The organism is Methylobacillus pratensis, from assembly GCF_054072455.1.
Genome location: NZ_JBSUSR010000006.1, coordinates 86,047 through 109,780, shown reverse-complemented (window position 1 = coordinate 109,780; position 23,734 = coordinate 86,047). Strand labels below are relative to the sequence as shown.

Annotated in this window: 21 protein-coding genes; 7 read left to right on the top strand and 14 right to left on the bottom strand. The window is 58.9% G+C overall.

Annotated features, from left to right (window positions below; translation table 11 throughout):
* Positions 1-102: 102 nt before the first annotated feature.
* From ppsA to ACW4YW_RS12730, 4 genes are all read left to right on the top strand, one after another.
* Entirely contained in the window at positions 103-2,472 is a 2,370-nt protein-coding gene (gene ppsA, locus ACW4YW_RS12745) for a phosphoenolpyruvate synthase (protein ID WP_457137898.1), read from the top strand.
* Positions 2,473-2,499: 27 nt separating this feature from the next.
* Entirely contained in the window at positions 2,500-3,312 is an 813-nt protein-coding gene (ppsR, locus tag ACW4YW_RS12740) for a posphoenolpyruvate synthetase regulatory kinase/phosphorylase PpsR (RefSeq protein WP_457137897.1), read from the top strand.
* Positions 3,313-3,568: 256 nt separating this feature from the next.
* Entirely contained in the window at positions 3,569-3,943 is a 375-nt protein-coding gene (locus tag ACW4YW_RS12735; protein WP_457137896.1) for a DoxX family protein, read from the top strand.
* A gap of 181 nt (positions 3,944-4,124) precedes the next feature.
* Positions 4,125-5,183 carry an NAD(P)-dependent alcohol dehydrogenase gene (locus ACW4YW_RS12730; RefSeq protein WP_457137895.1) on the top strand — a complete coding sequence of 353 codons (1,059 nt, stop codon included), beginning with the start codon at positions 4,125-4,127 and terminating at the stop codon, positions 5,181-5,183.
* Between the two features lie 121 nt (positions 5,184-5,304).
* Here the strand turns inward: ACW4YW_RS12730 and lspA are convergent, their stop codons facing one another.
* Genes lspA through murJ form a run of 4 tightly spaced genes read right to left on the bottom strand, consistent with a single transcriptional unit; the run spans position 5,305 to position 11,087 of the window.
* Entirely contained in the window at positions 5,305-5,760 is a 456-nt protein-coding gene (gene lspA / locus ACW4YW_RS12725) for a signal peptidase II (protein WP_457137894.1), read from the bottom strand.
* On the bottom strand, positions 5,753-8,557 hold the full coding sequence (gene ileS / locus ACW4YW_RS12720; RefSeq protein ID WP_457137893.1) for an isoleucine--tRNA ligase: 2,805 nt from the start codon (positions 8,555-8,557) through the stop codon (positions 5,753-5,755). The genes lspA and ileS overlap by 8 nt, the downstream gene beginning before the upstream one ends.
* Positions 8,558-8,611: 54 nt before the next feature.
* A complete protein-coding gene (locus ACW4YW_RS12715) occupies positions 8,612-9,532 on the bottom strand; it encodes a bifunctional riboflavin kinase/FAD synthetase (RefSeq protein WP_457137892.1) in 921 nt (306 codons plus the stop codon).
* A gap of 13 nt (positions 9,533-9,545) precedes the next feature.
* Positions 9,546-11,087: a murein biosynthesis integral membrane protein MurJ gene (gene murJ, locus ACW4YW_RS12710; protein ID WP_457137891.1), complete on the bottom strand. Its 1,542-nt coding sequence runs from the start codon at positions 11,085-11,087 to the stop codon at positions 9,546-9,548.
* 163 nt (positions 11,088-11,250) lie between these two features.
* Here murJ and rpsT point away from each other — a divergent pair, with 163 nt between their 5' ends.
* Complete coding sequence (gene rpsT / locus ACW4YW_RS12705) at positions 11,251-11,514, top strand: 30S ribosomal protein S20 (protein ID WP_457137890.1); 264 nt, start codon at positions 11,251-11,253, stop codon at positions 11,512-11,514.
* 273 nt (positions 11,515-11,787) lie between these two features.
* On the opposite strand, the gene ACW4YW_RS12700 is transcribed toward rpsT, so the two are convergent.
* From ACW4YW_RS12700 to rplU, 6 genes are all read right to left on the bottom strand, one after another.
* Positions 11,788-12,930, bottom strand: a complete 1,143-nt coding sequence (locus tag ACW4YW_RS12700; RefSeq protein ID WP_457137889.1) for a 5-(carboxyamino)imidazole ribonucleotide synthase — start codon at positions 12,928-12,930, stop codon at positions 11,788-11,790.
* A 45-nt stretch (positions 12,931-12,975) separates the two neighbouring features.
* On the bottom strand, positions 12,976-13,470 hold the full coding sequence (purE, locus tag ACW4YW_RS12695) for a 5-(carboxyamino)imidazole ribonucleotide mutase (protein WP_457137888.1): 495 nt from the start codon (positions 13,468-13,470) through the stop codon (positions 12,976-12,978).
* Positions 13,471-13,479: 9 nt separating this feature from the next.
* The gene (gene proB, locus ACW4YW_RS12690) at positions 13,480-14,598 is read right to left on the bottom strand and encodes a glutamate 5-kinase (RefSeq protein WP_457137887.1); all 1,119 of its coding nucleotides are present in this window, start codon (positions 14,596-14,598) and stop codon (positions 13,480-13,482) included.
* Between the two features lie 15 nt (positions 14,599-14,613).
* Complete coding sequence (gene cgtA / locus ACW4YW_RS12685; RefSeq protein WP_457137886.1) at positions 14,614-15,675, bottom strand: Obg family GTPase CgtA; 1,062 nt, start codon at positions 15,673-15,675, stop codon at positions 14,614-14,616.
* Positions 15,676-15,788: 113 nt separating this feature from the next.
* Positions 15,789-16,046 carry a 50S ribosomal protein L27 gene (gene rpmA, locus ACW4YW_RS12680; protein WP_011480439.1) on the bottom strand — a complete coding sequence of 86 codons (258 nt, stop codon included), beginning with the start codon at positions 16,044-16,046 and terminating at the stop codon, positions 15,789-15,791.
* A 13-nt stretch (positions 16,047-16,059) separates the two neighbouring features.
* Positions 16,060-16,374, bottom strand: coding sequence for a 50S ribosomal protein L21 (rplU, locus tag ACW4YW_RS12675; RefSeq protein WP_011480440.1), 315 nt, complete (start codon positions 16,372-16,374; stop codon positions 16,060-16,062).
* A gap of 233 nt (positions 16,375-16,607) precedes the next feature.
* On the opposite strand from rplU, the gene ACW4YW_RS12670 reads away from it, so the two are divergent.
* Complete coding sequence (locus ACW4YW_RS12670; RefSeq protein ID WP_457137885.1) at positions 16,608-17,537, top strand: polyprenyl synthetase family protein; 930 nt, start codon at positions 16,608-16,610, stop codon at positions 17,535-17,537.
* Positions 17,538-17,546: 9 nt separating this feature from the next.
* On the opposite strand, the gene ACW4YW_RS12665 is transcribed toward ACW4YW_RS12670, so the two are convergent.
* The 4 genes from ACW4YW_RS12665 to ACW4YW_RS12650 form a co-directional block, all read right to left on the bottom strand.
* A complete protein-coding gene (locus ACW4YW_RS12665; protein WP_457137884.1) occupies positions 17,547-19,313 on the bottom strand; it encodes a TolC family protein in 1,767 nt (588 codons plus the stop codon).
* Positions 19,313-20,614 (bottom strand): HlyD family secretion protein, encoded by a 1,302-nt coding sequence (locus ACW4YW_RS12660; RefSeq protein ID WP_457137883.1) that lies wholly within the window; start codon positions 20,612-20,614, stop codon positions 19,313-19,315. The genes ACW4YW_RS12665 and ACW4YW_RS12660 overlap by 1 nt, the downstream gene beginning before the upstream one ends.
* Complete coding sequence (locus ACW4YW_RS12655) at positions 20,604-22,262, bottom strand: ATP-binding cassette domain-containing protein (protein ID WP_457137882.1); 1,659 nt, start codon at positions 22,260-22,262, stop codon at positions 20,604-20,606. The genes ACW4YW_RS12660 and ACW4YW_RS12655 overlap by 11 nt, the downstream gene beginning before the upstream one ends.
* A gap of 128 nt (positions 22,263-22,390) precedes the next feature.
* Positions 22,391-22,711 (bottom strand): hypothetical protein, encoded by a 321-nt coding sequence (locus tag ACW4YW_RS12650; RefSeq protein WP_457137881.1) that lies wholly within the window; start codon positions 22,709-22,711, stop codon positions 22,391-22,393.
* A 155-nt stretch (positions 22,712-22,866) separates the two neighbouring features.
* Here ACW4YW_RS12650 and ACW4YW_RS12645 point away from each other — a divergent pair, with 155 nt between their 5' ends.
* Positions 22,867-23,733 carry a prepilin peptidase gene (locus ACW4YW_RS12645; RefSeq protein ID WP_457137880.1) on the top strand — a complete coding sequence of 289 codons (867 nt, stop codon included), beginning with the start codon at positions 22,867-22,869 and terminating at the stop codon, positions 23,731-23,733.
* The last annotated feature ends 1 nt before the right edge of the window (position 23,734 follow it).

Here is a 23,734-nt window from a genome sequence, read left to right as displayed (position 1 = left end):
TTTTTAGTATTACGCTCCCCGGCAGCTCAATGCTTAATGGAAAGCCATACTGAAACAAAAACTTACGTGCGCCCAGCGCCATGTAATTGATGGAGAGTAAACATGTTGGATTACGTAATCGCCTTTGACAAGCTGCGCATCACTGATGTGCCTGCAGTTGGCGGCAAGAATGCCTCTTTGGGCGAAATGATCAGCCAACTCACTGCCAAGGGCGTACGAGTGCCAGGTGGTTTTGCCACGACAGCTCACGCCTACCGCCAATTCCTGGCACAGGACGGCCTCGACAAGCGCATCAATGCAGAGCTCGACAAGCTCGACGTCGACGACGTCGACGCATTGGCCGCCACCGGCGAGAAGATCCGCCAATGGATTGTCGATACCGCCTTCCCCAAGGAACTGCAAGACGCGATTGCCGAACATTACAAGACGCTGACCGCCGATTCCGGCGACGACATGACCTTTGCCGTGCGCTCTTCCGCGACGGCCGAAGACTTGCCTGACGCCTCGTTTGCCGGCCAGCAGGAAAGCTTCCTCAACATCCATGGCCTGGACAATATCCTGCACGCCATCAAGGAAGTGTTCGCATCGCTCTACAATGACCGCGCCATCTCCTACCGCGTGCACAAGGGCTTCATCCACGCCGATGTAGCACTGTCTGCCGGCGTGCAACGCATGGTGCGCAGCAACCTCGGCAGCTCCGGCGTCATGTTCACCATGGATACCGAATCCGGTTTCCGCGACGTGGTCTTCATCACCTCCTCCTACGGCCTCGGCGAGACCGTGGTGCAAGGCGCGGTGAACCCCGATGAGTTCTATGTCCACAAGCCATTGCTGGCCAAGGGCTTCCCCGCCATCGTGCGCCGCACGCTGGGTTCCAAGCTGATCAAGATGGTGTTCAGCGACAGCAATGTCGCCGGCAAGAGCACCCATACCGTGGAAAACAGCAAGGAAGAAAGCGCGCGCTACTCCATCGCCGACGAGGAAATCCTCGAGCTTGCCCGCTTTGCCGTCCTGATCGAGGAACACTATAAGTGCCCGATGGACGTTGAATGGGGCCGCGACGGCGTAGACGGCAAGCTGTATATCCTGCAAGCACGTCCGGAAACCGTGAAGTCCCAGAGCGGCAACGTGGTCGAGAAATTCCAGATCAACAGCAGCGGCAACACCGCGATCATCACCGGCCGCGCCGTGACGCAGAAAGTCGGCTCCGGCCCGGTACGCGTGGTCAAGCACGCTTCCGAAATGAATACCGTGCAACCTGGCGACGTCCTGGTGGCCGACATGACCGACCCGAACTGGGAGCCCGTCATGAAGCGCGCATCCGCGCTGGTGACCAACCGCGGCGGCCGCACCTGCCACGCGGCCATCATTGCGCGTGAGCTGGGCATCCCTGCGATCGTCGGCAGCGTCAACGCCACCGACCTGCTGGAAGACGGCAAGGTCGTCACCGTCTCCTGTGCAGAAGGCGAAACCGGCTACGTCTATGCCGGCGCAGTGCCTTTCACCGTCACCCAGGAAGAAGAAGCCAAGCTGCCGCCGGCGCCTGTCAAGGTCATGATGAACGTCGGCAACCCCGACATGGCGTTCAGCTTCGCGCAAATCCCGAACGACGGCGTCGGCCTGGCCCGCCTGGAATTCGTGATCAACAACATGATCGGCATCCACCCCAAGGCCATCCTCAACCTTGACAGCGTGCCTGCCGACCTGCAGGAGGAAATCAAGCGTCGCGCCAAGGGTTACGAAAGCCCTCGCCAGTTTTACATCGACAAGCTGGCCGAAGGCGTGGCCACCATCGGTGCGGCATTCTGGCCCAAGCCTGTCATTGCGCGCATGTCCGACTTCAAGTCCAACGAATACCGCAAGCTGATTGGCGGCGAGATCTATGAGCCGGAAGAAGAAAACCCGATGCTGGGCTTCCGCGGCGCAACGCGCTATATTTCTCCCGATTTCGAGGACTGCTTCGAGCTTGAGTGCATTGCGATGCGTAAGGTGCGCGAGCAACTCGGCCTCACCAACGTTGAACTCATGATCCCGTTCGTGCGCACACTGGACGAGGCGCGCAAGGTAGTCGAGATCCTGGCCAAGCACGGCCTCAAGCGCGGCGAGAGCGGCCTGCGCCTGATCATGATGTGCGAGATTCCATCCAACGCCTTGCTGGCTGAACAGTTCCTGGAATATTTCGACGGTTTCTCCATCGGTTCCAATGACCTGACCCAGCTCTCCCTGGGCATGGACCGCGACTCAGGCCTGGTGGCTGCCGGCTTCGACGAGCGCGACCCTGCGGTCAAGGTGTTGCTGGAAATGGCGATCAGCACTGCCAATCGCCTGGACAAGTACGTCGGCATTTGCGGCCAGGGGCCTTCCGACCATCCCGACTTCGCGGAATGGCTGGTGGAAAAGGGCATCAAGTCCGTATCCCTCAACCCTGATACCGTGATCAACACCTGGCAACGTATCAGCAAGAGCAAGTAACTCACTTAGGCCAAGGGATAGCGCACCATGCAGAAACGCAGTGTATTTTTCATTTCCGACGGTACCGGGATTACCGCCGAGTCCGTCGGGCACCTGCTGGCGCACTTTCCCACAGTGAGCTTCAAGCATATCCGCCTGCCTTTCACCAACTCGGAGCAGAAAGTGGAAGAAGCGCTGGTCAAGATCGCCGACACGGAGAAAGCTGACGGGGCACGGCCTATCGTCGTCATGACCCTGGTCAACACCGACCTGCGTGACATGCTCAAGCAAAGCAACGCCGTGCACCTGGATGTATTCGGCTCGTTCGTCGACCCGCTGGCCGAGGAATTGCAGGAACAGCCTTCGCGCACCTCGGGCATCGCCCATAGCGTGCTGGGCAACAGCTACTATGAGCGCATCGATGCGATCAACTTCACGCTCAACCATGATGACGGCATGACGGATTTCGGCCTCAGCGAAGCGCAAGTGATCCTGGTGGGGGTATCCCGTTGCGGCAAGACGCCGACCAGCCTGTACCTAGCGATGCAATTCGGCATCAAGGCCGCGAACTACCCGCTGATTCCGGAAGACCTCGAGCGCGGCACCCTGCCTGAGGCGCTGAAGAAGCACCCGGAAAAGCTCTACGGCCTGTCGATCAATCCCGAACGCCTGCATAGCGTACGCAGCGAACGCCGCCCCGACAGCCACTATGCGTCCTTGGACAATTGCCGCCATGAAATCCGCCTGGCGGAGGACCTGATGCAGCGTGAAAGCATCAGTTGGATTGATTCCACAAGCCGTTCGATTGAAGAACTGTCCACTATCATCCTGCAGAAAATCCGCGTGAACTCGAACCACTGAATATCCACGCTATCGCACAAGGGGCTTTCAAGCCCCTTTTTTATTGCCGCCGATTCCAGCAACTGGTCAAGCACGCATCTCAGGCATGACTTGCCTGATTTTGGCCATGAGCAGTGGATACGAGGCCGTCCCCGGACTGGATCAATATGCCGGCATGGCATCCTCATCCATTTTGCTTTATGGTGGAGCTTGGCAGTGTATGAGTTTTAATTGCTGCCTGCCAATTATTCCAATACCAAACGCAGAGGAGATATGAATGAATCAATATGCACACCTAGTTGGTCGTATCCTGATCGCCATCATTTTCATCGTTGCGGGCGCAGGAAAGATTGCGGACCAAACCGGCACGGTAGCCTACATGGAGTCTGCCGGGGTGCCAGGCATACTGCTATGGCCCACGATAGCGCTTGAACTCCTGGGCGGAATCGCGATTGTAATCGGTTTCCAGACACGCCTGGTTTCCTGGTTGCTCGCCATTTTCTGCATCGCGGCAGCCTTCCTCTTCCATTTCGACTTGAAGGACTCGCTGCAATCCATCCTGTTCCTCAAGGATCTGGCCATTGCGGGCGGTTTCCTGATCCTGGCAAGCACTCCCACGCTCTGGTTGTCCGTCGACAGTCGCCGCGGTTGACCACATCGCTAGGGCAATAAAACATAGACAAGCCCCGGCAGGCCGTTCCTGGCCGGCTGGGGCTTGATAATTAATTTTTCAGGAATTGTGAAATTACATTATTTCCATTTATTGGATCAATGAAGCGCGTCATAATGCCAGCATCTCCCTTTTAACCCCTTTCGCTTACAGGAGTGCCAAAATGACCAAGGCCATCAGTTATGCCGCACATGATCCAAAATCGCCATTGTCCTCTTTCTCGTTCGAGCGCCGCCAGGTCGGGGCGAATGACGTACAGATCGAGATCCTGTTCTGTGGCGTGTGCCATTCGGACCTGCACCAAGCGCGTGATGAATGGGGAAATTCCACATTCCCGCTGGTGCCCGGCCATGAAATCGTGGGACGCGTGACCCAGGTTGGGAACAATGTCAAAAAGTTCAAGGTTGGCGATTTGGCAGGCGTAGGCTGCATGGTGGATTCATGCGGCACTTGCCCCGATTGCGCGGAAGGCCTGGAACAATACTGCAACCATTCCGTATTCACCTACAACAGTCCGGACAAGAACATGCCCGGCCAGGCAACCTACGGCGGCTATTCCAACCTGATCGTGGTGGATGAGCGCTTCACGCTCAAGATTTCCGACAAGCTCGACCTGGCAGCGACAGCGCCGTTGCTCTGCGCCGGCATCACCACCTACTCCCCGCTGCGTCACTGGAATGTCGGCCCCGGCCAGAAAGTGGGCATCGTCGGCCTGGGCGGCCTCGGCCATATGGGCGTCAAATTCGCCAAGGCGTTTGGCGCACACACGGTGCTGTTCACCACCTCCCCGAGCAAAGTCGAGGATGCAAAACGCCTGGGCGCCGATGAAGTCATCATCTCCAAGGACCCTGAGCAAATGCAGCAGCACCTGCAAAGCTTCGACTTCATCCTCAATACCGTCGCCGCGCCGCACGACCTTGACCCGTTCATGGCCCTGCTCAAGCGCGACGGCTCCATGTGCCTGGTAGGCGTGCCCGACAGCCCGCATCCTTCTCCCAGCGTCGCCAACCTGATCTTCAAGCGCCGCAAGCTGGCCGGCTCCTTGATCGGCGGCATCAAGGAAACCCAGGAAATGCTGGATTTCTGCGCCGAGCACAATATCATCTCCGACATCGAACTAATCCCGATCCAGGAAATCAACAATGCGTTCGAGCGCATGCTGAAGAGCGACGTGAAATATCGCTTCGTGATCGATATCGCCAGCCTCAAGCAAGCGGCTTAAGAAAATCCTTCTAGCGTCGTTGCTCTGCCTTGCAGTACTAAACGTCTCCAAGACGATATGACATGAAACAGAAAAAGCACACCTCGGTGTGCTTTTTCTGTTTATTCACTTCTCTAGTAACTCAGGCTTTCTTCCTGAAACTGTCCAGTATCAGCAACGCGACGCCCACGCAAATCGCCGAATCCGCCACGTTGAACGCCGGCCAGTAGTATTCCTGGTAATGGAAGAACAGGAAGTCCACCACATAGCCCAGGGTCACGCGGTCATAGAGGTTGCCTAGCGCGCCGCCCAGCACCAGGGCCAACCCAAGGCAGAATAGGTGCTGCTGCGGATGCTTGCGCAACAGGCGGATGATGATGACGGAAGCCACCACGGCAATCGCGCTGAAAAAGATACGCTGCCAGCCGCCGGCCGCCGCGAGGAAGCTGAATGCGGCGCCCTCGTTATGGTAGCGCACCAAGTCGAAGAACGATGTCATCTGCAGGTGTTCGCCATACTCGAACGCCTTGAGCACTAGGTGCTTGGTGTAGAGGTCCAGCGCAATGACGATGCCGCTCAGGCCCAGCCATTTAAGCATAATGGCGTGACTCACCCTGGCCGAACAAGTTGCTGACGCAACGCCCGCAGATAGTAGGATGCGCGGCATCGCTGCCGACATCGGCGCGGTAATGCCAGCAGCGCTCACACTTGGCATGTGCGCTGGCGCTCACATTCACTTCCAGCTCGCCTTCGCGCGCATGCAGGGTGGCGCGCGACGCCATGAGCACGAAGCGCAGGTCGTCTTGCAGCCGTGCCAGCGCGGCATGAATATCGCCGCTGGCATAGATATCCAGCTCTGCTTGCAGGGATGCGCCGATCTTGCCTTGCGCACGCTCGTTCTCGATCGCCTTGTTGGAGACGTTGCGCACTTCCAGCACCTTACCCCATGCCTGTAATGCGGCTTGGTCCAGACCATGCTCCGGCAAGGCATACCAGATCTCCTCGAACACGGTGGCCTTGGCATCCAGGCCTAGGGTGTTCCAGATTTCATCCGCAGTGAAGCTGAGGATAGGCGCCATCAGGCGCATCAAGGCATGGGTGATGTGGTGCAGCGCGCTCTGCGCGGAACGGCGCGCGTGCGACTTGTCGCCCGAGGTGTAGAGCCTGTCCTTAAGGATATCGAGGTAGAAGCCGCCCAGTTCCTCGGAGCAGAAGCCCACCAGCTTTTGCACCGCGAGGTGGAATTCATAGCGGTCGAAGTCGGCAATCACCTGCTCCTGCAATTTCTGCGTCAGGGCAAGGCCGAAGCGGTCCAGCTCCAGCCATTGATCGACCGGCAGCAAATCCTGCTGAGCATCGAAATCGGCCAGATTGGCGAGCAGGAAGCGCAAGGTGTTGCGGATGCGGCGGTAGCTGTCGGTCACGCGCTTGAGGATTTCCTCGGACAATGACATTTCGCCGGAATAGTCCGTGGACGCAATCCACAGGCGCAGCATGTCCGCACCCAGGCGGTTGCAGATATCCTGCGGCTCAATGCCGTTGCCGCGCGATTTCGACATCTTGTAGCCCTTTTCGTCCACGGTGAAACCATGGGTGAGCAAGGCGTCGTAAGGCGCGCGGCCATCGATCGCGCAGCCGGTGAGCAAGGAGGACTGGAACCAGCCGCGGTGCTGGTCCGAACCTTCCAGGTACAGGTCGGCTGGGCTTTGCAGTTCGGGACGGCGCTTCAATACTGCCGCATGCGTGGCGCCGGAATCGAACCAGACGTCCAGCGTATCCGTCACCTTCTTGTACTGATCCGCATTATCGGGCGCATGCTGGGCCAGGAACGCCGTGCCGTCGAGCGAGAACCAGGCTTCGATGCCCTGCTGTTCCACCTGCAAGGCGACAGTCTCGAGCAGCTTCGCAGTTTGCGGATGCGGTTCGCCAGTCTCCTTGTGCACGAAGAACGGCATCGGCACACCCCAGTTGCGCTGGCGCGAGACGCACCAGTCGGGACGGTTCTTGATCATCGCCTCAAGGCGCGCACGGCCCCAGGCAGGATAGAACGCCGTATCGTCCACCGCCTTGTTTGCCAGTTCGCGCAACGATTTGCCATTGCTGCCGACCTGGTTCATGCCGATGAACCATTGGTGGGTCGCCAGCTGCATCAATGGCGTCTTGTGGCGCCAGCAATGCGGAAAACTATGGTTCAGACGCGCGCTGGCGAACAATGCGCCTTTCTCCTGCAACACGGTGAGGATCACCTTGTTAGCCTCTTGCCGGTTCAAGCCGCGGATTGCCGCCAGCTCGACCAGCTCGCTGTTGAAGAACTTGCCGTCGCCGCCAATCAGCACGCGCGGCTTTTCCTCGGGATAATGGGCGCGCATCACCAGCCAGTCGTCGTTGCCGTGGGCAGCGGCGGTATGCACCAGGCCGGTACCGGCATCGGTGGTGACATGCTCGCCGGTGATCACGGGAACGGTGCGTTGGTCGAAAGGATGCTGCAACAGCAGGCCCTTGAGCGCCGCACCCTTGGCAGAGCCGCGCACTTGCGCCTTTTCCTCGCCATAGCGCTTGAGCGTCGCTTCGGCCAGTTCATGCGCCAGCACCAGCAAGCCGCGCGAGGTCTGCAGCAGGTCGTAATCCAGCTCGGGATGCACGCTTACCGCCTGGTTGGCGGGCAAGGTCCAGGGCGTGGTAGTCCAGATCACGGCGTAAGCATCGCCATTGACGGCGGTATTGAACACCGCGCCGAGCGCAGCGTTATCGACGAATTTGAAACCGACGTCGATCGCAGGAGAATTGACGTCCTCGTACTCGACTTCGGCCTCTGCCAATGCCGAGCCGCAGTCCACGCACCAATGCACGGGCTTGGAGCCCTGGTAGAGGTAGCCGTTCTCGTAGATGTCGCCGAGCGCGCGAATGATGTCGGCCTCGGTCTGGAAATCCATGGTCAGGTAGGGATGGTCCCAGTCGCCCAGTACGCCCAGGCGGATGAAGTCCTGCTTCTGCCTCACCACCTGCTCGGCGGCATAGGCGCGGCACAGCTCGCGGAACTGGGCGGGCGGGATATCCTTGCCGTGCTGCTTCTCGACGGCCAGCTCGATCGGCAGGCCGTGGCAATCCCAGCCCGGCACGTAAGGCGCATCGAAGCCGGACAGGGTCTTGGACTTGACAATGATGTCCTTCAATATCTTGTTGACGGCATGCCCGAGGTGGATCGCACCGTTGGCGTAAGGAGGGCCGTCGTGCAGGATGAATTTCTTCGCGCCCTTGCGCGCAATGCGTATGCGCTGGTACACCTGTTTTTCCTGCCAGCTTTTCAGCCATGCGGGTTCGCGCTTCGCCAGGTCTCCGCGCATTGGGAAGCTGGTTTCGGGCAGGTTCAACTTGTATTTGGTGTTTTCGCTCATTGGTCTGGCTTTTAATTAATCTTCAAAAATCGGTTCACGCTCAAGTTTTCACGCTCAGGGATTTTCCCTGAAATACGCGCGTGCCATCTCGGCATCCTTGGCTATCCAGTATTTCAAGGTATCCAGGCTGTCGAATTTCATTTCGTCGCGTATCTTGTGCATGAATTTCACGCGCACATGCCGGCCGTAGATATCGCCGTTGAAATCGAACAGGTGCGCCTCCAGCGTCGGCTTGCCATCCTGCTTCACCGTGGGGCGCACGCCGAGGCTGGCGACGCCGGGCCAATCGTCGCCCTCGACCAAACCCTCTAATTTTACCGCATAGATGCCGAAAAGCGGCGGCCTATCGTGCAGCATGTGAATATTCGCCGTGGGATAGCCAAGCTCGCGCGCGAGCTTGTCGCCATGCACCACCTTGCCACTGATGCTGTAAGGGCGCCCCAGCAGTCGTGAAGCTTCAAGCAACTGGCCTTTTGCCAGCGCCTCGCGTATTGCCGTGCTGGAAACGCGCTTGCCGTCCAGGTTGACCTGCGGCTGGCTTTGCAGGCTGAAGCCGCCGCGGGCAAAGTCTTGCATGCTGCCCTGGCGCCCGGCGCCAAAGCGGAAATCCTCGCCGACCAGAATGGCCCGCGCATCCAGGGCGTTGCGCAGGATATCCTGCATGAAGGCTTCGACGGTAATGGCAGCGAAACGGCAGTTGAAGTGGCAGACATAGACATAATCCACGCCGGCCTCTGCAAACAATTCCAGCTTCTCGCGCAAGGAAGTCAGCCGCGTCGGCGCCTTGTCAGGGGCAAAAAATTCCCTGGGGTGCGGTTCGAAGGTCATTACCGCCGACTTCAGCCCTTGTTCGGCCGCCACCTCGATCAGGCGCCGCAGCAAGGCCTGGTGGCCAAGGTGCACGCCGTCGAAATTGCCGATCGCAACCGCAAGCGGATGATGAGCTGCCTGGTGGAAATGACGGAATATCTGCATGTCGCCCCGTTCCTCAGCTCACACTACGCTTGATGAAGTCGCGGATACGCAAGCCCATCAGCCACAAGGCGGCAAAATAGACGGCCACACCGAGGCCCACGAGCCCCAGCAAATACACCAGCTTGTTCCACAAGCTGGCATGCAGCCAGTATCCGCTATCACCCGCCCCTAGCCAGAGCGCGGCCCCCATCGCCAGCAAGGCCACGACGACGCGTGCAATGAAGCCCAACCAGCCGGGCTGAGGCTGGTAAATGCCGCTCTTGCGCAAATTGTAATAGAGCAGGCCGGCGTTGATGCAAGCGCCCAGGCCAATCGCCAGCGCCAGTCCCGCATGGCGGAAAATGCCGACAAAAGCCAGGTTCATCAATTGCGTGGCGAACAAGGTCACCACCGCGATCTTGACCGGCGTCTTGACGTTCTGGCGCGCATAAAAGCCGGGCGCGAGCACCTTGACCAGGATCAAGCCCAGCAATCCCAGGCTATAGGCAATCAGCGCCTGGCGCGTCATCCAGACGTCGTGCTCGGTGAAGGCGCCGTAATGGAACAAGGACGTCACCAGCGGCACAGACAACACCGCGAGCGCCACCGCCGCCGGCAAAGCCAGGATCAACGTCAGGCGCAAGCCCCAGTCCAGCAGCGCGGAATATTCGTGCTCCGCCTTGTCCGCGACACTTTTCGACAGGCTGGGCAGCAGAATGGTCCCCAGCGCGACACCCAGCAAACCGGTAGGAAACTCCATGAGGCGGTCGGCATAATAAAGCCATGACACGCTGCCGCTTTCGAGGAAAGAGGCAAAAATAGTGTTGATCAGCAATGACAGCTGGGCAATCGAGACGCCGAACACTGCGGGCCCCATCAAACGCAGGATGCGCCAGACGCCCTCGTCCCGGAAATCGAACCGCAACTTCGGCAGCATGCCGATCTTGCGCAGGAAGGGCAATTGGAAAGCCAATTGCAGCACGCCGCCTGCGAATACAGCCCAGGCCAGCACCATGATAGGCGGGTCGAAATAAGGGGCGAAGAACAATGCGGCGAGAATAAAGGCAATGTTGAGCCAGACCGGCGTAAACGCCGGCACGGAAAACCTGCTATAGGTATTGAGCACGCCGCCTGCCAGCGACACCAAGGAGATCAGCAGGATATAGGGGAAAATGATGCGCAGCATGTCGATGGTCAGCGCGAAGGTTTCAGGCTCGCTATGCGCCCAGCCCGGCGCGCTGACGTAGGCGACTACCGGAGCCGCCAGCATGCCGAGCAAGGTCACACCCATGAGCACAAGGCCGAGCAAGGTCGCCACTTTGCTGATCAGGTCATAGGTTTCGTCGTGGCCGCGGCGGTTCTTGTATTCGGCCAGGACCGGCACGAAAGCCTGGGAAAAGGCACCCTCGGCAAACAGGCGGCGCAACAGGTTGGGAATCTTGAAGGCGACGAAGAAGGCGTCCGTATAGATTCCTGCACCGAACACCCTTGCGATTAACGTATCCCTGACGAACCCCAGTACCCGGGAAACAAAGGTCATGCTCCCGACAGCAGCTAACGCTTTTAACAGATTCATTGCACACGCATCACGAGTAATCGAGTCCAAGGGATAGACCAAAGCGGGGATTTTATCACGCCTCGTCCCGCAACTCACTGAAAGCTCTACATAGGGATTGCATTCGCCAGGAAAATTAGTTAATATGCCGGGCTTCGATTTCAATTTACAGGAATTATCATCCATGGCTAATAGCGCACAGGCGAGAAAGCGTGCACGTCAGGCAATCAAGCAACGCGCCCACAATGCAAGTTTGCGCTCGGCTCTGCGTACCGCGATCAAGAAGATCATCAAAGCGGTTGAAGCCGGCGACAAAACTGCAGCTCAAAGCGTGTTCAACGAGAATGTCAGCGTGATCGACCGCATTGCAGACAAGAAGATCATCCACAAGAACAAGGCCGCTCGCCACAAGAGCCGCCTGAGCGCAGCGATCAAGGCACTTGCCTAATCCAGCTTGCATGCTTGTGTAAAAAGCCGGGACCTCCCGGCTTTTTTATTGCGTTTTTTATTGTCCTACGCTTACAAAACCCTGCTTATTGCCCGACTAGGATTGCAGTCCTTACTCACGATCCCTACCCAAGAGTTGGCTAACGCTTTAACGGTGAGCAGCAAAAGCAGTCGAGCAAGTTAAGAACCAAGACTTACCCTGCCAAGTAACAGCAAAAAACTAAAAAAGCCAGGCAGACGCCTGGCTTTTTATTTCAATCCGGCCTCCGCTTCGTCAATCCTCAATTCCCAAGGCATGGCGCACTTTCAATGCGCCCTGCAGGGTTTGGTCGAGCCTATCCCCGATCACGGTAAAGTGCCCCATCTTGCGGCCAGGCCTGGCTTCATGCTTGCCGTAAAGGTGCATTTTCAATCCCGGCTCGGCATAGGCATCGCCCCATGCCGGCTCGTCATCGCCCCAGATATCGCCCAGCAAATTCACCATCACGGCCGGGCTGTGCTGACGCGCATCGCCCAGCGGCAGGCCTGCCAGTACGCGCACCTGTTGTTCGAACTGGTTGGTCACGCATGCATCTATGGTGTAGTGCCCGGAATTATGCGGGCGCGGCGCCATTTCGTTGACCAGCAAACGGCCTTCGCTGACGAAGAACTCGACACCAAGTACGCCGGTGTAATCGAGCTTTTGCGCCACCACCACCGCCAGCTGGCGGGCCTGGTCCCTAACCGCAGCATCGCCGCGCGCCGGGGCGATGCTGACGTCGAGAATGCCGTTCAGGTGGCTGTTTTCCGCAACGGGGAAAGTCTCCACATTGCCGCCCGCGTCGCGCGCCAACACTACGGAGACTTCATAATCCAGCTTGAGCATGCGCTCGAGCACGCAGACCTCCGCGCCGAACTTCTCGAAAGCGGCGCCAGCCTCTTCCGGCGTCGCCACCCGTGCCTGGCCCTTGCCGTCATAGCCGAAGCGCGCCACCTTGAGGATGGCGGGATAAAGCCCGCTATCGGCAGCCGGGATATCAGCAGCCTGCCGGATCACGGCATAAGGCGCCACCGGCAAGCCGGAATCGCGGAAAAAGTTCTTTTCAGCGACGCGGTTCTGCGCAATCGCTACCGAAGCTGCCGCAGGACGCACGGTACGTTGCTGCGCGAGGTATTCCAGCGTGGATGCCGGCACGTTCTCGAACTCGGTAGTGATGGCTTCACATTGCTCAGCCAGCGACTGCAATGCCGCCTCATCGTCATAAGCCGCACAGAGATGCACATCGGCAATCTTGCCCGCCGGGCTGTTGCGGTCGGGATCCAGCACCGCCACCTTGTAGCCCATCTCATGAGCCGCAATCACGAAGAAGCGGCCCAGCTGGCCGCCGCCCAGCATTCCCAGCATCGCCGGGGGCAATATGGTTTTTGCACTACTCACGAAAACTCCTCAAAACTCGATATTCAGCATTATTATCAAGACTCATCAAGGCTGGTCCGGCAATGCCATGTCCAGCACCCGCGAGGACTGTGCGGCACGGAACTCAGCCAGCTTCTGTGCGAGCCCGGCATCCGTCGTCGCCAGGATAGCGGCGGCAAACAGACCGGCATTGGCAGCACCTGCCTCGCCGATCGCAAATGTCGCGACCGGAATGCCCTTTGGCATCTGCACGATGGACAGCAAGGAATCCTGCCCTTGCAGGTGGCGCGATGGCACCGGCACGCCAAGTACAGGCAACGTAGTCTTCGCAGCCACCATGCCCGGCAGATGCGCCGCACCGCCAGCACCGGCAATGATGACGCGCAAGCCGCGTTCGGCAGCCTGTTCGGCAAACTCAAACATCAGGTCCGGCGTGCGATGCGCAGACACCACGCGCGCCTCATAGGCGATGCCGAAGTCAGCCAGCATCTGGGCCGCTGCGCGCATGACGGGCCAGTCGCTATCTGAGCCCATGATGATACCAACCAATGGTTTGGACATGATTTCCCCTTACACCAGAATCAGGTTATCGCGATGAATCAATTCAGGCTCATCGACATAACCCAGGATATGTTCAATTTCGTGGCTCGGCTTGCGCAGAATGCGGGCGGTCTCCAGCGCGCTGTAATTCACCAAGCCGCGTGCGATTTCCTGCCCGGCGGCATTCGCGCACGACACCACTTCGCCGCGCTCGAAACTGCCCTCCACCGCGATCACGCCGATCGGCAGCAGGCTGCGCCCACCTTCAAGCAACGCCCTGGCGGCGCCGTCGTCCAATATGACCTTGCCCGCCAGACGCAAATGGTCGGCCAGCCACTGCTTACGCGCCAGGGTCTTAACCTGGCGCGCCTTGAGATGGGTGCCCACCACGTCGCCCTGCGCCAGCCTCACCAGCACATCGGGCTCGCGGCCAGAGGCAATCACGGTATGCGCCCCGCTGCGCGCAGCACGCTTGGCCGCAAGTATCTTGGTGAGCATGCCGCCGCTGCCGATCAAGGTGCCAGCGCCGCCGGCCATTTTCTCCAAGGCCGGGTTGCCGGCAGTTCCATGCTGGATGAATTCCGCGTCGGGATGCTTGCGCGGGTCGGCGGAATACAAGCCGGGCTGGTCGGTAAGGATCACCAGCGCATCAGCCTCGATCAAATTGGCGACCAGCGATCCCAAGGTGTCGTTGTCGCCGAAGCGGATCTCATCGGTCACCACGGTGTCGTTTTCGTTGATCACGGGGATGACGCCCAAATCCAGCAAGGTACGCAAGGTAGTGCGTGCGTTCAGGTAGCGTTTCCTGTCCGCCAGGTCGGCATGCGTCAACAAGATCTGGGCAGTATGCAGGCCGTGCGAGGCAAAACAGGTTTCGTACATCTGCACCAAGCCCATCTGCCCGACGGCAGCCGCCGCCTGCAACTCATTGATCGCGACCGGACGCTTCTTCCAGCCCAGGCGTTGCATACCCTCGGCCACAGCGCCGCTCGACACCAGCACCACCTGCTTGCCGGACTTGACCAGCCTGGCAATCTGGTCGGCCCAGGCCGCAATGGCACCCCTGTCCAGGCCGGCCCCATTGTTGGTCACCAGGCTGGAGCCGACCTTGACGACCAGGCACTTCGCATTCAATAGCAATGACGTCATTTCTGCCGGTCCTGCCTAGTCTCCAGCTACCGGGGCCGTGCCGGCGCTCTCAGCCGCCTCGTGGTCAGCCCGGCTGGTTTCTTCCACATGCTCCATGATGGCATAGGTCAATTCGCGGCAGCCTATGCCAGCCAATGCGGAAATGGCGAAATAGCGACCCTTCCAGCCCAGCCTCTGGACAAATTCGGCTACCTTTTCCTCGCTGTCTTGCAGCATGTCAACCTTGTTGAGCACCAGCCAGCGCGGCTTGTTGTAGAGTTCTTCGTCGTACTTGCGCAATTCTTCCGTGATGGCCAGGGCCTCGCGCACCGGATCGACGGCCTCATCAAACGGCGCCAGGTCCACCAAGTGCAGCAAGAGACGGGTACGGGAAAGGTGGCGCAGGAACTGGTGGCCCAGGCCTGCTCCCTCGGCGGCACCCTCGATCAGCCCCGGAACGTCCGCAATCACGAAGCTGCGGTTGGCATCGACGCGCACCACGCCCAGATTGGGATGCAGGGTGGTAAACGGATAGTCGGCCACCTTGGGCTTGGCGGCGGATACCGACCGGATGAAAGTGGATTTGCCTGCGTTGGGCATCCCCAGCAAGCCGACGTCGGCCAATACCTTTAGTTCAAGGTAAAGCTCGAACTCCTCGCCAGTATCGCCCTTGGTGCATTGGCGCGGCGCACGGTTGGTACTGGACTTGAAGTGGATATTGCCAAGGCCGCCATTGCCGCCCTTGGCCACCATCACCTTCTGGCCATGCTCGGCAAGGTCCGTCAGCACCTGGCCGGTCGCCTTGTCGCTGATCACGGTTCCCACCGGCACCCGCAGCACCATGTCCTCGCCGCCCGCACCGTACTGGTCCGAGCCGCGGCCGTTTTCCCCGCGTTGCGCGCGGAAGACGCGCATATAGCGGTAATCGACCAAGGTATTGATATTGCGGTCGGCGATCATGTAGATTGAGCCGCCACGGCCGCCGTCGCCGCCATTGGGGCCACCCATGGCTTCGTACTTCTCGCGGCGGAATGTGGCGACGCCGTTGCCGCCGTCGCCGGCGTAGACCTTGATCGTGGCTTCGTCTATAAACTTCATGGTCGCTATTTCACAGGTTCAATTCGTTAAGGCAGTCATCATACCGCCTAAAATACCGCTTAAAATAAAAAAGCCCTATCGTTGGATAGGGCTTTTTCCGAATCACGCCAGAATTAAGCTGGGATGATGCTGACCAACTTGCGGCCCAGCGCGCCTTTCACGGAGAAAGCCACCTTGCCGTCAACCTTGGCAAACAAGGTGTGATCCTTGCCGATACCAACATTCTCGCCCGGGTGCATCTTGGTGCCGCGCTGGCGGACGATGATGCTGCCAGCGGAAACAAACTGGTCGCCAAAAGCCTTTACGCCCAGTCGCTGTGCGTTCGAGTCGCGACCGTTACGGGAACTACCGCCTGCTTTTTTGTGTGCCATTTCTAACTACTCCTTACTTAGCAGCAATCTTTTCGATCTGGATTTCGGTGAAACTCTGGCGGTGGCCTTGAGTCTTGCGATAGTGCTTGCGGCGACGCATCTTGAAGATCAGTACTTTGTCGCCACGACCGTGAGCCACAACCTTGGCTTGTACGCTCGCACCTTGAACCAGAGGGGAACCAATGGTGGTATTGTCACCATCGGAAACCAACAATACCTTGTCGAGGGTGATTTCGCTGCCGACTTCGCCCGCCAACTTTTCTACCTTAAGCTTGTCACCAGCGGCTACGCGATATTGTTTGCCACCAGTTTTGATAACTGCATACATGGTTATGCCTCGTTTGCTACGCATTCAAATGAATCGGGCATTATACGGAAAATCGCACGGAAAGCAAATGCTATTATCGCCCACTCCTCCAACCCGGCAGAATCGCAATTTTTAAGGCGTTGCGCCCGTTATGCGGGCACTGTATCGCGCATTGCATATGCTAGAATCCCGAGACTTATTTTTGGCAGCCAGACGTGTCCCTAGCTTTTATTCAATCGTGCATCGCAGATGACATGCAACAGGTCGATGCGGTGATCCGCAAATCCCTGCATTCCGATGTCGTCCTGATCAACCAGGTCGCCGATTATATCGTCAACAGCGGCGGCAAGCGCCTGCGACCCGCTTTGGTACTGCTTTCGGCAGGCGCGTTCGGCCGCATTGAAGCCAAGCACCACGAACTGGCAGCCGTGATAGAACTGATTCACACGTCGACCCTGCTTCATGACGACGTGGTCGACGAATCCTCGCTGCGCCGCGGCAAGGCGACAGCAAACACCTTGTTCGGCAATGCCGCCAGCGTGCTGGTCGGCGACTTCATCTACTCCCGCACCTTCCAGATGATGGTCAGCATCCAGAGCATGCGCGTGATGGAGGTGCTGTCAGAAGCCACCAACACGATCGCCGAGGGCGAAGTGCTGCAACTGCTCAACGTGCACGACGCCGATATCACCGACGAGGCTTACCTGAAGGTCATCCATTACAAGACGGCAAAGCTGTTCGAAGCGGCGACGCGGCTTGGCGCCATCATCTGCGGCACCAACGCGCAGGATGAGGCCGCCATGGCGGAATACGGCATGCGCCTGGGCACGGCGTTCCAGCTGGTTGACGACGTGCTCGACCTGAGCGGCGACAGCAGCGAGATCGGCAAGAACCTGGGAGACGACCTTGCCGAAGGCAAGCCCACGCTGCCGTTGCTGTATGCCATGCGCCACGGCACGCAAACGCAGCGCGCCATCATCCGCAACTCAATCGAGCAAGGCGGCCTGGATGAGTTGCCGGCAGTGATAGAGGCGGTGAAAGCGACAGGCGCCCTGGAGCACGTGCTTGAAGTCGCCAAGGCCGAAGCCGCGGCCGGCTGCAGAACCATTACCCACTTGCCCGACTCCGTCTACAAACAGGCCTTGCTGCAGCTCGCCGAATTTGCCGTCTCGCGAAGCTATTAAAGCAGCCAATCAGGAACCCAGTTCCACCTGCCCGTAGCCCAACAGGGTGCCCGTGGTATAGGCAATATCGATCAACGCCGCCTGGTAATCCACCATGGCCCTGATTTCCTTGATCTGCGACTCCCCAAGGCGGCTCAACATTTCCAGCACCTCGGTCATGTTGCGCAGCCCCTCATTGAACTGCTTGAGCTCGCCGTCATAATTGACGCTTGCCAGCATGACCTGCTGCCGCGCGGCAATGATGCGCTGCCAATGCTGCTCCGCCTGGTCTACGCCGTCGTGGATCTCGCGCTTGACCGTCAGCACCTGCAACTCCTTGGTCGCCAATCGCTGCATGCGCTGCTGCACGGCCTGCTGCAGCTGGTTACGGCGCGCCTCGTTGGTCATGGGCAGCTCGAAACGCAAGCCCACGGACCAGTCATTGAAACGATTGTCGAACGGGCTGTCATAGGCGCGGGAAAGGCTGTTGGTTCCCGCCGACAAGGCGCCATAGCTGTAATCCAGCGTGAACAGGGGCAAGGTCTGGTTCTGCAGGTATTCCACCTTGTTGATATCCGCCGCCAGCTTCAATTCCAGTTCGAGCAGCTCCAGCCGCCCTTGTAGGGCAGACTCGACCAGCTTGTCCTTGTCGAATTCGTAATGCACGAGGATGGGCTCGGACCGCGGCCGGATCAGCGCATCGCCTGAAAATGCATATTGCGGGTCGTTGAGCAGGAACTGTAATTGGCGCTGGCTCAGCTGCAAACGCGTCTTCGCCATGATCAACGCCTCTATGCGATCGGAGATCCCGATCTCGGCGCGGCTGGCCTCTATGCTCGCCACCAGACCCTCTTCCACCTTGCGGCGCACCATCTCGAGGTTGCGCGCCGCCAGCTCGTATTGCTGGCGCCGCACGTCCAGCTCAGCCCAGGCTGCGTAAAGATCCCAATAGGCTTTGTCTATCAATGAAATCACGCGTATGGATTGCAGCCTGGTCCTGGCATCCACCGCCTGCCTATCCAGGTCGGCGATGCGGATGCTGGCCTCGTTGACCCGGCCCCCGGCATTGCGCAGCAAAGGCTGGCTGATCGAGAAGCGCGTTGCGCGCCTGTACTCGTCAGTGCCGAGGCTGCCCTCGGTCAGCTTGCGCTCGAAGGGCGTACTCACCCGCACCACCCCCCCGGTCCTGAGTGGAATGGCAATCCCCGCTTCGCCGTCGAGGTAGTCAATTTGCTGCTCGGCCTTGTCCAGCTTGACCAACTGCCCATCCAGCTGGGTATCCTCCGCCTTGAGCTGCACGATGTCGCCGCTGGTGAGCGGCCGGTTCTCTCGCCGGCGCTGCAAGCTGGCATAGATGATGTTGTCGAACTTGGCCCGCTCTGCCCCCAACGCGCTCTGGGCGATCTGCGGATCGAATTGCACCACCTTCAGGGAAAGGTTGTTTTGCAAGGCCCTGGCGCGGACATCCGCGATGCTCAATTCATGCTCGACTCCGGCAGGCATGAATGCCGGTTGCCCAGGATGGTCCGCCAGCACGTCATCCAGCTTAATATTGAGTTTCCTGGGCGGGGACAGTTTGTACTGTCGCTGTGCCGCCGCGTAGCCTTCGTCCAGGGTCGTGGCACTGCCCCGGCTCATGCTGTCGAGTTCTACGCCTTGCGGTAGTCCGATAGAGGATTGCGCCTCGCCTGTGTCTGGCGCAGCCCAGACAGATACCGGCATTATCGCCGCCAAGCACAGCCAGGCCAATGCCTGGCAACCACCGATGATAAAACCCGGTTTGATGCGCTTCATCATCAAGCGCCTCGATTGGATGTGGCCGCAGGCTGCGGGATACGCGGCGGGAAGCCATTGAGCACGCGCCAGATTTCGTAGCCTATCGACACTTCCTCCAACAATATCCAGCCACGAGAGGAGCTGCCCTGCCTCAGGAAACGTTCGCTAGGCCACTTCTGCAAGGTTTCATCCGGCACCACCATGACGCGGAAGCGACCCGTACCGTCGTCGCTGGCATCCACAAAGGCCACCTTGCCGGCGAACGTGCCGATGGCGACATTGGGCCAGCCTGAAACCTGGATCGCCGGCCAGCCGTCAAACTCCAGCCTGACGCGGCTGCCAGGCAGGATCAAGGCGGCATCCAGGCCGCTCACGATCAGCTCCACCGCCTGTTGCTCGCTGTCGGGAATGATCACCAGCAGCGGCTGGCCCTGGCTGATTACCTGGGATTGTGAATTCACCGGCACCCTGAACACGGTACCGGCACGCGGCGCCCGCACCAGTTGCGACTCCTGGCGCGACAGATTGATCTCGAGGCCGGTCAATTCGTTCTGGGTATCCGCCACTTCCGAACCTATCTTGCTGAGCAGGGCGCGGCCGGCATCGATATTGGCCTGGGTTTCGGCCTTGACTTGCGCCTGATTGGCCGCCGCGGTTTTTTCCTCGGCACGCGCCGAATCCAGCGCCGCTTTGGTGCTGTTCACGCTCCTGAGGGCCACCGCCCTGTCCCGCTCCGCCAATTCCACATCGCGCCTGGAAACCAGCCCCTCCTGCACTAGGCGCTGCATTCTGCTGACTTGGAAATCGGCGGCGTCCAGCGTGGCCTGGGCGGACTCGACATTTTCCGCGGCGGCCACCACTTTCTGCCTGGCGACGTCCAGGCCGTAATCCGCGGCGGCCACCCGCGCCTGGCGTACGGCGAGCAGGTTTTGCAATCGCACCTCATAGGCCTGCAGCTCATCCTGTTTGGCCTTGAGCTTGGCAGCACTGGTCTGGCGTTGCGCGGCCAGCCTGTCCTTGAACCTGGGGTCGACATCGCTGATTTCCAGCAAGGGGTCGCCCGCCTGCACGCGCGTGCCTTCCCGCACGAACCATTGCTTGATGACGCCGCCTACCGGCGCATCCACGCTCTGGGGCCTTTCCAACGGCGCAAAGGCAGTGACGGCACCCATGGCCTGCACGTTTTGCTGCCAAGGCAGGAACAACATCAGCGTCGGCACGATAAAGCACAGCACCACGATCCAGACCAGGATGCGCTTCACCGCCCTGGGCGTGGCCGTGTATTTCAAGAACTTCTGGTTTTCCATGAGGTTAGGCGCCATGATCAAGCAGCTCCAGCGCAAGGGTCTGTTGGCAACGCTGGGCAATCGAGGCGTGGCGCGTCATGATCACCACACTGCGATCGGGCAGGTCCAGCAACAAGGGCAAGACACGGTCGAGGTCGGCCTCGTCCAGGGAATCCAGCACGCCATCCACGATCAATAATCCCGGCTGCCCGACAATCCCCCTGGCCAGCATCAGGAGATTGACCTGCGTGGTGGAAAGCGGCGCACCATTGACGGAAAGCCGAGTATCCAGCCCATCGCGGAACTGGTTGATACTGGGCATCAATCCCAGCTTGCTCAACAGTTGCGTCACTGTCCCGAGCGCAATGTCGTCGCGCCCGATCAATACGTTCTCAACGATGCTGCCCTCGATGATCTCGGGCTTGCCAACGCATCCAATATGCTTGCGCAGCTCATTCAGCTTGAATTGGTCGATCACGATGTCATTGAACTCGACATGCCCTTTTTCCGGCTGCTTCAAGCCGGTGAGCAATGCCGCCAATGAGGATTTTCCGCTGCCGGCGACCCCCAGCACCGCCAGGCTGCTGCCCGGCTGCAAGGTGAAACTGATCCCGGATTGCGAAGCGGTATGCCGCAGGTAATGATAGCCGAGGTTCACCGCGCTCAACTTGATGGGCCGTTGCACCGCGATCTCGCGCGACGGCGCCCTCTCCTGCGGCAAGTCCTGGATATAGCCGACCTTGTCCAGGCTGGCAAGCAGGTCGTAGTAATACTCAAGCTGGCCGATAAACCGCAGGAAAGAAGCCAGCACTGCGAAAATGATCAATTCCGCCGCGACGAATTGCCCCAGATTGATCTGCCCCTTGATCACCAGAGTGCCCCCCAGCGCCAGCATGGCGGTGCCACCCAAGGCATAGATGAGGACGCCTCCCAGATATTGCTTGATGAGGATGCGGAAATGCGCGCTCCGCTTTTCCAGGTATTCGGACGCCAACTGGCTGGTACGCTCCTGCGCCAGGCTCACGCCCGAGGAGAATTTGAAGGTATTGAGGTTGCGGGCAATCGTCTCGAGCCAGGCGGCCAATTCGAACTTGGCATGGGACTCCGCAATCGCCGTCAATGGCGCCTTGCGGCCGATGACGTAGACAATCACCAGGATGATGAACATGACCAACGCCACCACCACGGCGAAATAAATGCTATAGAAAACCAGGATAATACTGCCCACCACCCCTTGCAGGATGGTCGCCACGCCTATCGTCAGCAATGTCGCGACCGATTTCTGCACCGACGTCACCTCGAAGAAGCGGTTGACCAGCTCCTGCAGGTCTTCCGCATCCGCCGCATCATATTTCGCGCCTTGCGTCTTGTTGGCGGCATCGGTGGCAATCCGGCAGAAAATACGGCGCTGGATGAGCTCGACGATAAAAATCTCCAGCACGTAGAACAAGCCTGCGAGCAGCAGGAAAATGAACAGCATGAAGGAAATGATGAGCAGCGGCTTCATCAGGCTGCCCATGGTCACCGTATTGATGAGGGCCTGTACCGAAATCGGAATCGCCAGGTTGATGAAGCCCACCCCGCCCATCAGGATGATGATCAGCAGGATGTCTTTGCGTTCCAGGCTCAGCAGGTCGATCAATCTTTGCCGGGGCTGTATTTTATGTAAGGTATTGTTGTTCATTCTTCATTGTTCACTCTAACCCAGCAAAACGACATTGCCATCTGGACTTAGTTCCGGAAAAACAAACCCCGTAAAACCAAAAGAGCCCTGCGAACAGGGCTCTTTATCATACCGCTTAATTCCAGCGATCAATTCAATGTTATCAACTCCCCATTCTCAGCGTGATAGTAGCTGAGGTGGGCGCAATGGCTGGTCCTTGTGGTCAGCGAACCGTCAAACAGGGATTCGCCATCCACGTCGACCGTGGCGTAGCCATTGTGGTAAAGGGTAACTTCCGCCTGTTGCCGTCCATGACGCATGGCAAAACTCATGTAGTTTTCATCCTCGGACTCATCATAGACTTCCCAGTCACCGTTACCAGTCAACTGTTCCAACCAACCCGATAAATCCACTTCGACGCGGCAAACGACAGGGGTATCCCATGCGGTTTGAGCTGCAGTATTCATCATGTGCATTCCTTTCAGGTTAGTGATGAGAAAATATTGACAACTATAACGTGGCGATAATTTTCCTAATTTCAAGTCTTTCCAGGACGCCACAACTGCGGTTGCCATACTGATATAACGGTGCGATGATGCGGAAAGTTTACCGATAACCCCAATTTATGCCTGATTTTGTTTTGCTGGACGCCTTGAGGGACAGCCCCGCGCTCTTCATCACTTGTTCCGTCTTGCTCGGGCTCATGGTGGGCAGCTTCCTCAACGTCGTGATCCACCGCCTGCCGCGCATGATGGAACTGGCCTGGCAGGCGGAGCGCCTGGAAGCGGAAGGCAAGGCCCAGCCGGAACAGGTCCGCTACAACCTTGTCACGCCCCGCTCCCGCTGCCCACATTGCCAACATGCCATCACGGCTTTGGAGAATATCCCGGTCGTCAGCTATTTGTTCCTGGGCGGAAAATGCAGGCAATGCAAAACACCTATCAGCCCGCGCTATCCATTGGTGGAAATCCTCACGGCAGTGCTGACCGGCCTCGCCAGCTGGCATTTCGGCTATTCGAGCCTCGCGGTGGCAAGCTGGCTGATTATCTTCGCCCTGGTTGCCTTGACCTTCATCGACCTCGACACGCACCTGCTGCCGGACGACATCACCCTGCCGCTGCTTTGGGCAGGCTTGCTGTTCAACCTCAGCCACGGCTTTACTGATATCACGTCTGCCGTGACCGGCGCCGCTGCGGGCTATCTCATCCTTTGGTCCGTATATTGGCTCTTCAAGCTGGTCACCGGCAAGGAAGGCATGGGCTACGGCGACTTCAAGCTGCTCGCGGCGCTGGGGGCCTGGTTTGGCTGGCAGCTGCTCCCTGCTGTCATTTTATTATCATCAGTCGCTGGTTCCATCATCGGCATCGGCTTGATCGTGTTGACCAAGCATGGGCGGGAAACCCCGATTCCATTCGGCCCATACCTGGCCCTGGGCGGGATTGCAGCCCTATTCTTCGGCAAACAACTCTCTCAACTATATCTAGGAGGCTGAT